Origin of the sequence: Streptomyces sp. ICC1 (genome assembly GCF_003287935.1) — a bacterium.
Classification (GTDB): Bacteria; Actinomycetota; Actinomycetes; order Streptomycetales; family Streptomycetaceae; genus Streptomyces; species Streptomyces tritrimontium.
The window spans coordinates 4,694,769-4,710,501 of record NZ_CP030287.1 but is presented as its reverse complement, the minus strand read 5'-3'; the positions used below and the strand labels follow the sequence as shown (position 1 = coordinate 4,710,501).

Annotated in this window: 10 protein-coding genes; 9 read left to right on the top strand and 1 reads right to left on the bottom strand. The window is 72.6% G+C overall.

Annotation, left to right across the window (positions count from 1 at the left end):
* Positions 1-169 precede the first annotated feature (169 nt).
* The 8 genes from scy (at position 170) to DRB96_RS22140 (ending at position 12,929) form a co-directional block, all read left to right on the top strand.
* Positions 170-4,759 (top strand): polarized growth protein Scy, encoded by a 4,590-nt coding sequence (gene scy / locus DRB96_RS22175; RefSeq protein ID WP_204357788.1) that lies wholly within the window; start codon positions 170-172, stop codon positions 4,757-4,759.
* Between the two features lie 202 nt (positions 4,760-4,961).
* A complete protein-coding gene (locus DRB96_RS22170; protein ID WP_112450027.1) occupies positions 4,962-5,900 on the top strand; it encodes a cellulose-binding protein in 939 nt (312 codons plus the stop codon).
* A 91-nt stretch (positions 5,901-5,991) separates the two neighbouring features.
* Positions 5,992-6,987: an ABC transporter ATP-binding protein gene (locus DRB96_RS22165; protein ID WP_112450026.1), complete on the top strand. Its 996-nt coding sequence runs from the start codon at positions 5,992-5,994 to the stop codon at positions 6,985-6,987.
* Positions 6,988-6,989: 2 nt separating this feature from the next.
* Positions 6,990-7,769, top strand: a complete 780-nt coding sequence (locus DRB96_RS22160; RefSeq protein WP_112450025.1) for an ABC transporter permease — start codon at positions 6,990-6,992, stop codon at positions 7,767-7,769.
* Between the two features lie 136 nt (positions 7,770-7,905).
* Positions 7,906-9,132 (top strand): ABC transporter ATP-binding protein, encoded by a 1,227-nt coding sequence (locus DRB96_RS22155; protein WP_112450024.1) that lies wholly within the window; start codon positions 7,906-7,908, stop codon positions 9,130-9,132.
* Positions 9,133-9,211: 79 nt separating this feature from the next.
* On the top strand, positions 9,212-10,378 hold the full coding sequence (locus DRB96_RS22150) for an agmatine deiminase family protein (protein ID WP_112450023.1): 1,167 nt from the start codon (positions 9,212-9,214) through the stop codon (positions 10,376-10,378).
* Between the two features lie 77 nt (positions 10,379-10,455).
* Positions 10,456-11,169: an urease subunit gamma gene (locus DRB96_RS22145; protein WP_112450022.1), complete on the top strand. Its 714-nt coding sequence runs from the start codon at positions 10,456-10,458 to the stop codon at positions 11,167-11,169.
* 80 nt (positions 11,170-11,249) lie between these two features.
* Complete coding sequence (locus DRB96_RS22140; protein ID WP_239516920.1) at positions 11,250-12,929, top strand: urease subunit alpha; 1,680 nt, start codon at positions 11,250-11,252, stop codon at positions 12,927-12,929.
* Between the two features lie 161 nt (positions 12,930-13,090).
* On the opposite strand, the gene DRB96_RS22135 is transcribed toward DRB96_RS22140, so the two are convergent.
* Entirely contained in the window at positions 13,091-13,663 is a 573-nt protein-coding gene (locus tag DRB96_RS22135) for a TetR family transcriptional regulator C-terminal domain-containing protein (RefSeq protein ID WP_112450020.1), read from the bottom strand.
* 312 nt (positions 13,664-13,975) lie between these two features.
* Here DRB96_RS22135 and DRB96_RS44800 point away from each other — a divergent pair, with 312 nt between their 5' ends.
* Entirely contained in the window at positions 13,976-15,634 is a 1,659-nt protein-coding gene (locus tag DRB96_RS44800; protein ID WP_239517753.1) for an agmatine deiminase family protein, read from the top strand.
* Positions 15,635-15,733: the final 99 nt, after the last annotated feature.

Sequence of the window (15,733 nt, the reverse complement as noted above, 5' to 3'; positions counted from 1 at the left end):
CCGGCCGGTAGAGTGGCTCTGGCTCGGCCGGGGTTCGGTGCGGAGACGGGGTCGGGGCCTGTATCCCCAGCCCCGCCATCTGACACCATTCCCCGGGGGCGTCGTTCAGCGGGCGGACGATGCTCATTTGGGAGTGAGCTTGCGACCAGGGGACGGATGGGACCGCGCTGTGCGGGGCTACGAAAGCCAGGAGAGCCATCAGGCCGAGGCCGACCATCTCTCGCTCTTCGAAGCCGAGATGGAGCGGCTGAAGAAGGAACGCGGGAAGGCCGTCCAGCACGCCGATGACCTGGGGTACCAGGTCGAAGTGCTGCGCGCCAAGCTCCACGAGGTACGCCGCAACCTGGCGTCCCGCCCCGCCTACGACGGCGCGGACATGGGCTACCAGGCGGAGCAGCTGCTCCGCAATGCCCAGATCCAGGCCGACCAGATGCGTTCCGACGCCGAGCGCGAGCTGCGCGACGTACGGGCGCAGACCCAGCGCATCCTCCAGGAGCACGCCGAGCACCAGGCGCGCCTGCAGGCCGAACTGCACGCCGAGGCCGTCAACCGCCGCCAGCGCCTGGACCAGGAGCTGGGCGAGCGCCGCCAGACGGTGGAAGCCCACGTCAACGAGAACGTGGCCTGGGCCGAGCAGTTGCGCGCCCGCACCGAGTCGCAGGCCCGCCGGCTCATGGACGAGTCCCGCGCCGAGGCCGAGCAGACCCTGAACGCCGCCCGCGCCGAGGCCGCCCGGGTCGCCTCCGAGGCCACCCGCCGGCTCGCCGCCGAGAACGAGGCGACGCGCGCCGAGGCCGAGTCCACCCTGCTGCGCGCCCGCAAGGAGGCCGAGCGGCTGCTGACCGCCGCCTCCGCGCAGGCCCAGGAGGCCACCGAGCACGCGGAGCGGCTGCGCTCCACCACGTCCGCCGAGGCCGAGCAGACCCGGCAGCAGACGATGGACCTGGGCCGGGTCGCCGAACAGCGCACCCAGGAGGCCGACGCGGCCCTGCGCGAGGCCCGCGCGGCCGCGGAGAAGCTGCTGGCCGAGTCCAAGGAGAGCGCCGCACGGCAGCTCGCCTCCGCGGAATCCGTCAACGAGCAGCGCACCCGCACGGCCAAGGAGCAGGTGGCCCGGCTCGTCGGCCAGGCCACCAAGGAGGCCGAGGTCCTCAAGGCCGAGGCCGAGCAGTTGCTGGCCGATGCCCGCGGATCCGCGGAGCGGCTGCGCACCGAGGCCGGCGAGCAGGCCCGTACGGCGGCTGCCGAGGACACGGCGGCCCAGCTGGCGAAGGCCGCCCGCACCGCCGAGGAAGTCCTGAACAAGGCCTCGGAGGACGCCCGCGCCACCACCCGGGCGGCGTCCGAGGAGGCCGAGCGGATCCGCGGCGAGGCCGAGGCGGAGGCCGAGCGGCTGGGTGCCCAGGCCGCGGCCACGGCCGATGAGCTCAAGGGCGCCGCGAAGGACGACACGGAGGAGTACCGGGCCCGTACGGTCGAACTCCAGGAAGAGGCCCGCCGGCTGCGCGGCGAGGCCGAGCAGCTGCGCGCGGAGGCCGTCGCCGAGGGCGAGCGGATCCGCGGCGAGGCCCGCCGCGAGGCGGTCCACCAGATCGAGGAGGCGGCCCGCACCGCCGAGGAGCTGCTGGGCAAGGCCCGGGCCGACGCCGACGAGGTGCGCGGCAGCGCGAACACCGAGAGCGAGCGGGTCCGCGGCGAGGCCGTCGAGCGGGCCACCACGCTGCGCAAGCAGGCCGAGGAGACCCTGGAGCGGACCCGCGCCGAAGCCGAGCGGCTGCGCGCGGAGGCCGAGGAGCAGGCCGAGTCGGTCCGGGCCGAGGCGGACGCCGCGGCGGCCGTGCGGCGCCAGGAGACCGAGCAGGCGCTGGCCGCGAAGCGGGCCGAGGCCGACGAAGAGCTCGTCCGCCTGCACACGGATGCCGAGGGCCGCCTCACGACGGCCGAGCAGACCCTGCGCGACGCCCGGGCGGCCGCGGAGAACATCCGCAGGGAGACCACCGAGGAGAGCGACCGGCTGCGCGCGGAGTCCGCGGAGCGGATCCGCGCCCTGCAGGCGCAGTCGGAGGCGGAAGCCGACCAGCTGCGCACGGACGCGGCGCAGGACGCCGGCCGGGCCCGCGCCGAGGCCGAGCAGGCCGCGGTGCGGCTGACCGGCGAGGCCGAGGCCGAGGCGGAGCGGCTGCGCACGGAGGCGCAGGAGACCGCCGACCGGCTGCGCGCGGAGGCCAAGGCCGCCGCCGAGCGGGTCGGGCAGGAGGCCGCGGAAGCGCTGGCCGCCGCCCAGGAGGAGGCCGCGCGGCGGCGCCGGGAGTCCGAGGAGACCCTGGCCTCGGCGCGCACGGACGCGGAGAGCGAGCGGGCGCAGGCCCGGGAGGAGAGCGAGGAGCTCCTCGCCCAGGCGCGCAAGCGCTCCGAGGAGGCCCAGGCCGAGGCGGTCTGGCTCACCGAGGAGGCCGAGCGGCGCGCGTCCGAGGTGGTCGCGGCCGCCGAGGCCACCGCCCAGCAGGTGCACGACTCCGTGGCCGGGCTGCACGAGCAGGCCGAGGAAGAGGTCGCGGGGCTGCGCAGCGCGGCCGAGCACGCGGCCGACCGTACGAAGACGGAGGCCGGGGAAGAGGCCGACCGGGTGCGCGCCGACGCGTACGCGGAGCGGGAGCGGGCCACCGAGGACGCGAACCGGATCCGCGGCGAGGCGCGCACCGAGACGGACGCGGCGAAGGCCCTGGCCGAGCGGACGGTCGGCGACGCGATCGCCGAGTCCGAGCAGTTGCGCACCGACACCGCGGAGTACGCGCAGCGGGTGCGTACGGAGGCCACGGACGCGCTGGCCGCCTCCGAGCGCGACGCCGCCCGTACGAAGGCGGACGCCCGGGAGGACGCGAACCGGATCCGCGGCGAGGCGGCGGAGGCCCTGGAGGCCGCGCGCGCCGAGGGCGGCCGGATCGTCGCGGAGGCGACGGCGGAGGCCGAACGGCACACCGAGGAGACCCGCGCGGCGAACGCGCTGACCGTCGCCGCGGCCGAGCAGGAGGCTGCGCGCCTCACGGCCGAGGCCGAGGCCGCCTCCGAGGCGGCCCGCGCCGAGGCGGCGGGCACGTTGGACGAGGCCCGGTCGGAGGCGAACCGGCTGCGCACGGAGGCGGCGGAGCAGGCCGACCGGCTGGTCTCCGAGGCCACCGCGGAAGCCGAGCGGCACACCGAGGAGACCCGCGCGGCGAACGCGCTGACCGTCGGCGCGGCCGAGACCGCGGCCGAGGGCCTGCGCACCGAGGCGGCGGCCGTGCTGGACACGGCCCGCGCCGAGGCGGAGCGGCTCACGGCCCAGGCGGCGCAGACGCTGGCCGGGGCCGAGCGGGACGCGACGGGGATCCTGGTCGACGCGCGGACCGAGGGCGACCGGCTGGTCGACGAGACCCGCGCGGCCAACGAGGCGACCGTCGGCGAGGCGTTGGCGGAAGCGGGCCGGCTGCGTGCCGAGGCGGCGGGCGTGCTGGACGACGCCCGCGCGGAGGGCGGCCGGATCATCGGCGAGGCCACCGCGGAGGCGGACCGGGTCACGGTCGCGGCCAACGAGACGCTGGCGGGCGCCGAGCGGGAGTCCGAGCGGACGCTGGACGAGGCGCGCGCCGAGGCGGGCCGGATCCGCACCGAGGCCGCCGAGCAGGCCGACCACCTGGTCGGGGAGGCCGTCGCGGAGACGGACCGGCTCACCGAGCAGACGCGCAAGGACAACGAGCGCACGGTCGCGGAAGCGGCGAACGAGGCCGAGCGGCTGCGCGCCGAGGCGTCCGAGGCACTGTCCTCGGCGCAGGAGCACGCCACCCGCACCCGGTCCGGGGCCGAGCGGGTCAAGGCGGAGGCCGCCACCGAGGCGGAGCGCGTACGGGCCGAGGCCCGCGCGGAGTCGGAGCGGCTGCTGGACGAGGCCCGCGAGGAGGCCAACAAGCGCCGCAGCGAGGCCGCGACGCAGGTCGACCGGCTCATCACGGAGGCTTCCTCGGAGGCCGAGAAGCTGACCGGGGACGCGCAGAAGCAGGCCCTGGCCGCCACCACGGCGGCCGAGGAGCAGGCGGACGCGATGGTCGACGCGGCGCGCAAGGAAGCCGCGCGGATCACGTCCGAGGCGACCGTCGAGGGCAACTCCCTGGTGGAGAAGGCCCGTACGGACGCCGACGAGCTGCTGGTGGGGGCGCGCACCGACGCGTCGGCCATAAGGGAGCGGGCGGAGGAGCTGCGCGGCCGCGTCGAGGCGGAGGTCGAGGAGCTGCACGAGCGGGCCCGCCGGGAGTCGGCCGAGCAGATGAAGTCGGCCGGCGAGCGCGTGGACAAGCTGGTGCGGGCGGCGACCGAGCAGAGCGTCGAGGCCGAGGCGAAGGCCAAGGAGCTGGTGTCGGACGCGAGCAGCGAGGCGAGCAAGGTCCGCATCGCCGCGGTGCGCAAGGCGGAGGCGCTGCTCAAGGAGGCCGAGCAGAAGAAGGCCGAGCTGGTGCGGGTGGCCGAAGGCCGCCTCGCGGAGGCGACCGCGGAGGCCGAGCGGCTCGTCGACGGGGGCCGGCGCGAGCTCGAAGTCCTGGTGCGGCGCCGTGAGGACATTCAGGCGGAGATCTCCCGTGTCCAGGACGTTCTTGAGGCGTTGGAATCATTCGAGGCGCCTTCGGGTGGCACGAAGCCCGGGGTCGGCGGCCAGGGCGCGGGGGGCGTGAAGGCCGGTGCGACAGCGGGTTCCACTCGTTCGGGTGGCAAGACGTCAGAGGGCTAGTCAGTGCGCCTGGATGTGTGCTCCTGATGGAGGTTCAGGCGAACGAGTGACAAGCGTTCTGGCGCCTTGCCACTCAAAAGGGGTGTCATTGTCCAGATCAAACGTGGATTGACTCGATGACACGCCGTCCTGGCGCCTAGGATTCCCCTTAACACCTAACACCTCGCGTAGTACCTCATCGGTCTCATTCGACAGGAACCCCATGAGCGACACTTCCTCCCCCTTCGGCTTCGAGCTCGTGCGGCGTGGTTACGACCGCGGTCAGGTGGACGACCGCATCACCAAGCTGGTCTCCGACCGTGACAGCGCCCTCGGACGAATCAACTCTCTGGAAAAGCGGATCGAGGAGTTGCACCTCGAGACGCAGAACGCCCAGGCCCAGGTGAACGACGCCGAGCCGTCGTACGCCGGCCTCGGCGCCCGGGTCGAGAAGATCCTGCGCCTGGCCGAGGAGGAGGCGAAGGACCTGCGCGAGGAGGCCCGTCGCGCGGCCGAGCAGCACCGCGAGCTCGCCGAGTCGGCCGCCCAGCAGGTGCGCAACGACGCCGAGTCGTTCGCCGCCGACCGGAAGTCGACCGCCGAGGACGAGGGCGTCCGGATCGTCGAGAAGGCCAAGGGCGACGCCTCCACCCTGCGCAACGAGGCCCAGAAGGACGCGGCCTCCAAGCGCGAGGAGGCCGACGCGCTCTTCGAGGAGACCCGCGCCAAGGCCGCCCAGGCCGCCGCGGACTTCGAGACCAACCTGGCCAAGCGCCGCGAGCAGTCCGAGCGCGACCTGGCGGGCCGCCAGGCCAAGGCCGAGAAGCGCTTGGCGGAGATCGAGCACCGCGCGGAGCAGCTGCGCCTGGAGGCCGAGAAGCTCCGTACGGACGCCGAGCGCCGCGCCCGCCAGACCGTGGAGACCGCGCAGCGCCAGGCCGAGGACATCGTGGCCGACGCCAACGCGAAGGCCGACCGGATCCGCAGCGAGTCCGAGCGCGAGCTGGCGGCGCTCACCAACCGCCGCGACTCGATCAACGCGCAGCTCACCAACGTCCGCGAGATGCTGGCGACGCTGACGGGTGCCGCGGTCGCGGCCGCCTCCGCGCCGATCGACGACGAGCCGGTCACCCGCGGCGTTCCCGCGCAGCAGAGCCGCTAGTCGCGGAGGGCAGTACTCCGCTTCGACACCCGGGGCCCCGCGCCACCTCCAAGAGGTGGCGTGGGGCCCTTCGGCGTTCTAGCGTGGCGGAATGATCGAGCTTGAGGGCCTTACGAAACGATTCGGCGCGAAGACCGCCGTGGACCACCTCAGCTTCCAGGTCAGACCGGGGGTGGTGACCGGCTTCCTCGGCCCCAACGGGGCGGGCAAGTCCACGACCATGCGCATGATGCTCGACCTCGACAACCCGACCAGCGGGACGGTCAGGATCGACGGGAAGCACTACCGGGACCTGCCGGAGCCACTGAAGTACATCGGGGCACTGCTGGACGCGAAGGCGATGAACGGCGGCCGCAGCGCGTACAACAACCTTCTCTGTCTTGCGCAGTCGAACCGGATTCCGCGCAGCCGGGTCTCCGAGGTGCTCGACCTGGTCGGCCTGACGGCCGTGGCGCACAAGAAGTCGAAAGGATTTTCGCTGGGCATGGGCCAGCGGCTCGGAATCGCCTCCGCGCTGCTCGGTGACCCGGAGATCCTGATGTTCGACGAACCCGTCAATGGTCTGGACCCGGAGGGAATTCTCTGGATCCGCAATCTCATGAAGGGGCTCGCGGCAGAGGGAAGGACGATCTTCGTTTCCTCTCACCTGATGAGCGAAATGGCGCTGACCGCAGAGCATTTGGTGGTCATCGGACAAGGAAAGCTGCTGGCCGACCTGTCCATGGCCGATTTCATCCAGCAGAACTCCCGCAGTTACGTCCGCATGCGCTCGCCGCAGCAGGAACGGCTGAAGGACGTCCTGCACGACGCCGGGATCGACGCGATCAGCGTCCCGGCCACCGGCGCGCTGGAGATCGACGGCGCGGGCGCGGAGCGGCTCGGCGAGCTGGCCGCCCAGCACCAGATCGTGCTGCACGAACTCAGCCCGCAACGGGCTTCACTGGAGGAAGCGTTCATGCGCATGACGGCGGACTCCGTCGAGTACCACGCCCACGCACCGGGCATGGCTCCCGACAACCCGGCCCGGCCGGCCGACGTGCCCGCCTGGGGCGCCGGTTTCGACGCGAAGCACAAGGGCGGCGAGTGACCATGTCCTCCTTCCCCGCCGTCCTGCAGTCCGAGTGGACCAAGATCCGCTCCGTCGCCTCCACCCTCTGGACCCTGGCCGCCGCCGCCCTCGTCACGGTCGGCATCAGCTCCTTGATCTGCGTCTTCATCAACTCGTCCTTCGAGGACATGCCCCCGCAGGAGCAGGCCACCTTCGACCCGACCCTGGCCAGCTTCGCGGGCATGTCCCTGGGCCAGCTCGCGATGATCGTCTTCGGTGTGCTCGTCGTGGGCACCGAGTACAGCTCGGGCATGATCCGCACCTCCCTGGCCGCGGTACCGCGGCGCGGGTCCTTCCTGGCCGGAAAGCTGCTCGTCGCCACCGGGCTCGCGCTGGCCGTGGGCCTGATCACCAGCTTCGCGTCCTTCTTCCTCGGACAGGCGATCCTGGGCGACCGGAGCATCGCCATCAGCGAGCCGAACGTCCTGCGCGCCGTCTTCGGCGCCGGGCTGTACATGGGGATGCTCGCGCTGTTCTCCATGGGCGTGGCCACCATGCTGCGCAGCTCGATGCTCTCGCTGGGCATCCTGATGCCGTTCTTCCTCCTGGTCTCGAACATCCTCGGAGCGGTGCCGGCGACCCGGAAGGTCGCCCAGTACTTCCCCGACCAGGCCGGATCCAAGGTCATGCAGGTGATCCCGGGGGCGATGGGCAGCGAGAAGGTGCCCTACGGACCCTGGGGCGGCTTCGGGATCATGGCCCTGTGGGTGCTGGCGGCCGTTCTCGGCGGCTACCTCGTCCTCAGGAAGAGGGACGCCTGAGGTACTACGGGGAATGCCCGGGTCGATCTCAGGGGCAGCTCAGGGATCAGGCCCGGGACGGAACCGTAGGAACCTCGTTATCCTCTTAACCCTTACAGGGGCGAAACTCGCCCCGGCCTGGCAAGGGGCAGAGCACATGATCGAGGCAGTCGGGCTGACCAAGCGCTTCGGCGCGAAGACCGCCGTCGACGACCTGTCCTTCCAGGTCAGGCCCGGTCACGTGACGGGATTCCTGGGGCCCAACGGCTCCGGGAAGTCCACCACCATGCGCCTGGTCCTCGGCCTGGACCGCCCCACCTCCGGCCGGGTCACCATCAACGGCCTGCCCTTCCGTGAGCTGGCCAACGCCCAGCGGCACGTCGGCGCCCTGCTCGACGCCAAGGCCGTGCACGGCGGCCGCCGGGCCCGCACCCACCTCCTGTCCATCGCCCAGCTCTCCGGGATCCCCGAGAAGCGGGTCGATGAGGTCCTGGGCGTCGTGGGCCTCCAGGACGTCGCCCGGCAGCGCACGAAGGGCTTCTCGCTCGGCATGGGCCAGCGGCTGGGCATCGCGACCGCCCTGCTCGGAGACCCGCAGGTGGTGCTCTTCGACGAGCCGGTCAACGGGCTCGACCCCGAGGGCATCCTCTGGGTCCGCAACCTGATGCGCCGGCTCGCCGCCGAGGGCCGCACCGTCTTCGTCTCCTCGCACCTGATGAGCGAGATGGCGCTGACCGCCGACCACCTGATCGTGATCGGCCGGGGCCGGCTGCTGGCCGACATGAGCACCGCGGACTTCATCACGCACAACTCGGCCGGATTCGCGCGGGTCCGCACGGCCGACACCGACCCCGACGGCTGGGACACCCTGGGCTCCGTCCTCAGCAGGGCGGGGGGCCGGGTGCTCAAGGAGCCCGACGGGGCGCTGCGGGTGACCGGGCTGGAGCTGGCCCGGATCTCGGACCTCGCGCACGCCGCCGGCGTACGGCTGTGGGAGCTGTCGCCGCACCGGGCCTCGCTGGAGGAGGCCTACATGCGGATGACGCAGTCCTCCGTCGAGTACACCTCCACCGAGGACCCCCGGGCCGAGCTGTGGGAGCCCGAGCCGCTGTCCGTCCCGAAGTGGGAGGAGGAGGCGGCGGCCGCCGCCGTCGAGGTCCCGCAGGCCGGGTTCTTCGCGCCCCCGCCGCCCGGGACGGACGGGCGGCCGTTCCTGATGCCCGGCAGCCCGGGCGAGCTCGCCGGGGCCGCGCCCTCCCCCGGCCCCGCCCAGCCCCAGGAACCGGTGCGCACCCCCCTCCACACTTCGCCACCCCCTCCACGCCCGCTGCCCCTGCCGTCCCATCGGCTCTCCGGGGCCGCGCACGTCTCAGATCTTGACTGAATTTTCAGTCAGTGACAGAGTCGGGTCATCGCCGGAACCGGCACACCCACTTGATCCCACTCGATAGGGAGACACACCCATGAGCGAGTCCCCCGGAACCGGCCGCACCGTCCTCGGCCGGCTCTTCGGCTCCGCACCCTCCCGCAGGCGCGTCCTGGGGACCGTCGGCCTCGGGGCGGCGGGAGCCGTGCTGGGCTCCGCGGCCGCGGCGGTGCCCCGGCCCGTGAACCCTGCGGTCCCGCGCTGGCGGGTGGACCGGGACGACGTCCCCCACGCCCGCACCTGGATGTCCTGGCCCTCGCGCTCGTCCATCTGGGGCGGCCGCGCACTGACCGGGGTCCAGGAGGACATCGCGCTGATCGCGAAGACGATCGCCCGCCACGAGCCCGTCGTGATGTGCGCGCCGGACTCCTACACGGCCGCCACCGCCCGCTCCTGGTGCGGCCCCGCGGTCACCGTGATCACCTCGGTTCCCACCGACGACCTCTGGATGCGCGACATCGCCCCGGTCTTCCGCCGGGACGGCCGCGGCGGACTCGACGCCATCGGCCTGAACTTCAACGGCTGGGGCAACAAGCAGGCCCACTCCTACGACGCCGATGTCGCCGAGACCATCGCGTACGACAACCATCTCCCCTTCAGCCGGACCGAGTTCGTCGGCGAGGGCGGGGCGATCGAGACCGACGGCGACGGCACGGTGATGGCCACGGAGAGCAGCCTGGTCAACAAGAACCGCAACCGCGGGATGAGCCGGGCCGAGGTCGAGGACGCCGTCCTGCGGGCGTACGGCGCGGACAAGATGATCTGGGTGCCCGGCATCAAGGGCAAGGACATCACCGACGACCACATCGACGTGACCTCGCGCTTCATCCGGCCGGGTGTCGTGATGGTGCAGGTGCCGCCGGCGGACCGCGACGACGTCTGGGCGCGCGACGCCCGCGAGCAGTTCTCGATCCTCTCCGGTGCCACGGACGCCCGGGGGCGGCGCCTGACGGTCGTCAAGGTCGAGGGCCCCGACACCGTGCGCTCGAAGAAGTCCGATTTCGTCGACTCGTACATGAACTTCCACGTGGTCAACGGGGCTGTCATCACCGCCCAGTTCGGGGACGCCGTGAAGGACGCGGCGGCCAAGCGGACCCTGGCGGAGGCCTTCCCCGGCCGGACCGTGGTGCAGCTGGACGTCGACCGGCTGATGGCCGGGGGCGGCGGCATCCACTGCTCCACGATGCAGGAACCGCTCGCCTAGTGCTGTGACCGGCAGGCGGCCGCAGGCCGCCCCGGCCGGAGCCGCTCCGCCCCGCCCCCCTTCACAGATGAGGCCGTATGCGACTGACACCGACCGAGCGGGACCGGCTGCTGATCTTCACGGCGGCGGAACTGGCCCGTGCCCGCCGGGCCCGCGGCGTGAAGCTCAACGTCCCCGAGGCGACCGCGCTGATCACCGACACCGTTTGCGAGGCGGCCCGGGACGGCCGCCGGCTGGCCGAGGCGATCGAAGCGGGGCGACACGTGCTGAGCGCGGACGAGGTCCTGCCCGGGGTGCCCGACGTGGTCACCTCGATCCAGGTCGAGGCAGTCTTCGACGACGGTACGCGGCTCTGCGTCATCGACGACCCCTTCCGGGAGGCGGGTTCGCTCGGGCCCGACGCCCCCGGCGCCGGCCTGCCCGGGGACGGCGCGGGCTATCAGCGGGTCGAGCCGACGGTGCGGCTGCTCGTGCGCAACACCGCGAGCGTGCCCATCAGCGTCACCTCGCACTTCCACTTCTTCGAGGCGAACCCGCGCCTCGCCTTCGACCGCGCCGCGGCCTACGGCACCCGGCTCGCCGCGCCGGCGGGCGCCTCGGTCCGGTTCGACGCCGGGTCCTCCGTCGCCGTGGAGCTGCTGCCCATCGGCGGGGCGCGCGTCACCATCGGTTTCGCCGGCCTCGTCGACGGCCCCCTGGACGCGCCCGGCGCCCGGGAGGCCGCCCTGGCCAAGGCCCGCGCCACGGGGTACCTCACCGCATACCAGGAGCAGGAGCAGGAACAGGCATGAGCGGCAGCATCTTCGACTCCGCGGGCTGTCACGGCCGCCCGGGCGGCGCTCCGGCGGACAGCACGGACCCGTACGACTACATGGCGGTGCACGGCCCCCGCGCCGGGGACCGCATCCGGCTCGGCGACTCCGGGCTCATCGTCCGCGTCGAGTCCGATTCCCAGAAGCCCGGCGACGAGTTCCTCGCCGGCTTCGGCAAGACCGCCCGCGACGGACTGCACCTGAAGGCCGCCGCCGTCCGCGACACCTGCGACATCGTGATCAGCAACGCACTGGTCATCGACGCGGTGCTCGGCATCCGCAAGACCAGCATCGGCATCCGCGAGGGCCGCATCCACGCGATCGGCCGCGCCGGGAACCCCGACACCCTCGACGGGGTGGAGGTGGTCGTCGGCACGGGTACGACCATCGTCTCGGGCGAGGGCATGATCGTCACCGCCGGCGCCGTCGACACCCACGTGCACCTGCTGTCCCCCCGCATCATGGAGGCCTCGCTCGCGTCCGGGGTCACCACGATCATCGGCCAGGAGTTCGGCCCGGTATGGGGCGTCGGAGTCAACTCCCCGTGGGCGCTCAAGCACGCCTTCAACGCCTTCGACGCCTGGCCCGTCAACATCGGCTTCCTCGCCCGCGGTTCGTCCTCCGACCCGGCTCCGCTCGTCGAGGCCCTCGCCGAGGGCGGTGCGAGCGGCTTCAAGGTCCACGAGGACATGGGCGCCCACACCCGCGCCCTGGACACCGCCCTGCGCGTGGCCGAGGAACACGACGTGCAAGTCGCCCTGCACACGGACGGGTTGAACGAGTGCCTGTCCGTCGAGGACACCCTGCGGGTGCTGGACGGCCGCACCATCCACGCCTTCCACATCGAGGGCTGCGGCGGCGGACACGTCCCCAACGTCCTGAAGATGGCCGGCGTGCCGAACGTGATCGGCTCCTCCACCAACCCCACCCTGCCCTTCGGCCGGGACGCGCTCGGCGAGCACTTCGGCATGATCGTCTCGGCGCACGACCTGAAGGTCGACCTGCCCGGTGACGCCGCCATGGCCCGCGACCGGATCCGCGCGGGCACCATGGGCGCCGAGGACCTCCTGCACGACCTCGGGGTCATCGGGATCACCTCCTCCGACGCGCAGGGCATGGGCCGCGCGGGCGAGACCGTACGCCGCACCTTCGCGATGGCCGGGAAGATGAAGACCGAGCTCGGCCCGCTGGACGGCGAAGGGTCCTACGGCACCGCCGAGAGCGGCGACGACAACGAGCGCGTCCTGCGCTACATGGCCAAGCTCACCATCAACCCGGCGATCGCCCACGGCCTCGCGCACGAGGTCGGCTCGATCGAGGTCGGCAAGCTCGCCGACCTCGTGCTGTGGTGGCCCCAGTACTTCGGCGCCAAGCCGCAGTTGGTCCTCAAGGGCGGCTTCCCGGCGTACGGGGTCACCGGCGATCCGAACGCCTCCACCGACCGCTGCGAACCGCTGGTCCTCGGGCCGCAGTTCGGCTCGTACGGGGCGACCGCGGCCGACATATCGGTGGCGTTCGTCGCGGAGGCCGCCGTGCAGAACGGCGACCTGATGCCCACCCGGCGCCGCCGCGTCGCGGTCCGCGGGACCCGGGGCATCGGGCCGAAGGACATGCTCCGCAACTCCCGTACCGGCAGCGTCGACGTGCACCCCGGCACCGGCCTGGTGTCCCTGGACGGCGAGCCCCTGGTCTCGGAACCGGCCGACTCCATCTCGCTCGGCCGCCTCTACTTCCTCTAGGCCGTCTCTTTCGGATCTTGCCGGGCCCGCGGCGCCTGGCACCGCGCCTGGCCGCGTTGTCGGAACGCCCGAGTACGTCCAGTACACGCAGCGCCCCTCCGCCTTGCCAGGCACGGCACCAGACGCCGCGGGCTCGGCCGACAAGATCCGAAAGAGACGGCCTAGGCGTCCAGTTCTGCCGTGATCGCGTCGGAGAGGAGACGGCGTGCGTGCTCCAGGGGCAGCGAGCCGCTGAGCCAGCGGACGCTGAGGCCCTCGAGGAGGGCCGTCAGGCGCTCGGCGGCGGCCGCGTGCTCGGGGGCCGTGCCGACGGGCCTGGCCTGGGCCAGGAGGTAGGAGATCTCGTGCACCCAGCTGTGGGTGGCTTTCGCCACCTCCTCGCGCAGGTCCGGATCGAAGACGGCGCTGGCCCGGAGCTCGCCCCAGGCCGTGCTGTTCTCGCGGACCTCCGGGGTGTCCTGGAGCTCGAGGAGCAGGACCTGCGTCAGTTCGTCGCGGGGGCTCTCGCCGCCGTCCGCGCCGGCCTCGCGCTCGGCGGTGTAGCGCTCGGCGCGGTCGCTGATGAACTCCAGCGTCCGGCGGAGGATCCCGGCGCGGTCGGTGAAGTGGTAGTAGATCAGCGAGGTGGACACGCCGGCCTCGGCTGCCAGCTCTCCCACGCGGAGCCCGCGCACGCCGCGGCGCGCGATGACGCGCGTGGCGGCCCTGAGTATTTCTGTTCGACGGTCTGACACGAGGAGTCACTCTACCCGTCGGGTCCGTCACCTGGGGCTTTTCCTGACCGTAACATCAGGGCCGCTGCTTCCGGTAGCAATGCCGTGATCAGGGCCATATCGATGCACCCCCTTGCCCCGCCTGCCCCCGGAGCAGGGGTGTGGTTCCTCCCGCCTGACACCCGGTGTGTCCGATTCCGCATCAGCTTGGCCAGAACCATTGACTGAATTTTCAGTTCGGTGGAGGATTCGGGCAACCACCACACCCCATCGCCCGTGACGAGCCCACACCCTCGACACGAATACTGACTGAATTTTCAAACAGGAGAGATCATGACGACGTTCCGGATGCCCGCCGAGTGGACCGACCACGAAGGCTGTCTGATGGCGTGGCCCACCCGCCAGGAGCTGTGGGGCGAAGTCTTCGACGAGGTCAAGGCCGAGTACGCCCAGGTCGCGGCCGCGATCGCCGCGTTCGAGCCGGTCACCATGGTGGCCCTGCCCGGCAGCGGGGACGAGGCCCGCGCGCTGTGCGGGGACGGCGTCGAGGTGATCGAGCTTCCGCTGGACGACTCCTGGTTCCGGGACTCCGGGCCGATCTTCGTCCTCGGTCCCGACGGGCAGCGGGCCGGCGTGGACTTCCGCTTCAACGCCTGGGGCGGCAAGCACTTCCCCTACGACACCGACGACAAGATCGCCGCGGCCCTGCTGCAGCACTTCGGCGTGGACCGGATCGACTCCCGGATGATCCTCGAGGGCGGCGCGATCACCGTCGACGGCGAGGGCACGCTGATCACCACCGAGCAGTGCCTCCTGCACCCGAACCGCAACCCGGACATGACCAAGGCGGAGATCGAGGCCGAGCTGATCGCCCGCCTCGGTGTCACCAAGGTGATCTGGCTGCCGTACGGCGGCCTGCTGGACACCGAGACCGACGGGCACGTGGACGGCGTCTGCGCCTTCGTCGCCCCCGGCAAGGTGATCGTGACCCTGCCGGGCGACCCCGAACATCCGGACCACGAGCGCATGCGCGCGAACCGCGCCGTCCTGGAGGCGGCCACCGACGCCGCCGGGCGACCGTTCGAGATCATCGACCTGCCGCAGAGCGCGTTCGTCGAGGTCGACGGCCGGGAGACCGAGGTCGGCTACCTGAACTTCTACATCGCCAACGGCGGGGTCGTCGTCCCGGTCGCCGGCACCTCCGAGGACGAGGGCGCGCTCGCCGTCATCGCGGCCGCGCTGCCCGGCCGCAAGGTCGTCGGGGTCCGCTCGCGCGTGATCGCGTACGGCGGTGGCGGCGTCCACTGCATCACCCAGCAGGTCCCCTCCGCCGCCCGCCCCGCCCCTCGGGGCCCCGCCGGCGGCGGTGGGGCTCAGCGGGGCCGGGGCGTGGAGGGGCCGCATGGCGGCGGGGGGACGTTCGATGTGGGGGGGGAGTCGGGGGAGGTGGTCCTGGTCGCCGCGCCCTCCGCGCGCCACCGGGTCCGGGCGCGCGGACACGATCCGGCGCGCAGGATCGCGCTGGCCGCCTCGGCGCGGCTGCGGCGGGCCGGTGTGCCCGCGCGCGTGGCGCCCGTACTGCGGCTGCGGCGGGCGGTGGCCGACCAGGCGGGCCTGGGGGCGCCGGAGCGCCGGGAGAACCTCGCGGGGGCCATGGAGGCCGGGCCGGACGCCGTGCGGGTGACGGCCGGGGCGGCCCGGATCGTGCTCGTGGACGATCTCGTGACCACCGGGGCCACGCTGGCGGAGGCCGCGCGGGCGCTGCGCGCGGCCGGGGCCGGACCCGTGTGCGGGGCGGCCGTGGTGGCCGCCACGGCCGGTTCCTTCGGCCGTCCCGGCGCGCCCGGACGGGACCGGTCCGATCCGGGCGGATCCGGTCCGCAACGCGTACGGGGCAAAAAACTTGTGAATAGATTTGGAACTGGCGGGGAAGGCGCATCGTTGCAGGTAGTAAGAGGGAACAGCCACCTGAACGGAGGTACGTTCCGGTAGCGGGTGCCGACAACCGCCATAGAGGGATATGTTCGGTTGTAAGGAACTGGCGAGCCTTGGGCCCCACGCATCGGATCGCATGTTCCGAGCGTTCGTACG

Bases quoted from the DNA above. Each gene is read 5' to 3' on its own strand.
- DRB96_RS22155 (WP_112450024.1), top strand. From the start codon at position 7,906: ATGATCGAGGCAGTCGGGCTGACCAAGCGCTTCGGCGCGAAGACCGCC.
- DRB96_RS22140 (WP_239516920.1), top strand. From the start codon at position 11,250: ATGGCGGTGCACGGCCCCCGCGCCGGGGACCGCATCCGGCTCGGCGAC.
- DRB96_RS22145 (WP_112450022.1), top strand. From the start codon at position 10,456: ATGCGACTGACACCGACCGAGCGGGACCGGCTGCTGATCTTCACGGCG.
- DRB96_RS22165 (WP_112450026.1), top strand. From the start codon at position 5,992: ATGATCGAGCTTGAGGGCCTTACGAAACGATTCGGCGCGAAGACCGCC.
- DRB96_RS22150 (WP_112450023.1), top strand. From the start codon at position 9,212: ATGAGCGAGTCCCCCGGAACCGGCCGCACCGTCCTCGGCCGGCTCTTC.
- DRB96_RS44800 (WP_239517753.1), top strand. From the start codon at position 13,976: ATGACGACGTTCCGGATGCCCGCCGAGTGGACCGACCACGAAGGCTGT.
- DRB96_RS22160 (WP_112450025.1), top strand. From the start codon at position 6,990: ATGTCCTCCTTCCCCGCCGTCCTGCAGTCCGAGTGGACCAAGATCCGC.
- DRB96_RS22170 (WP_112450027.1), top strand. From the start codon at position 4,962: ATGAGCGACACTTCCTCCCCCTTCGGCTTCGAGCTCGTGCGGCGTGGT.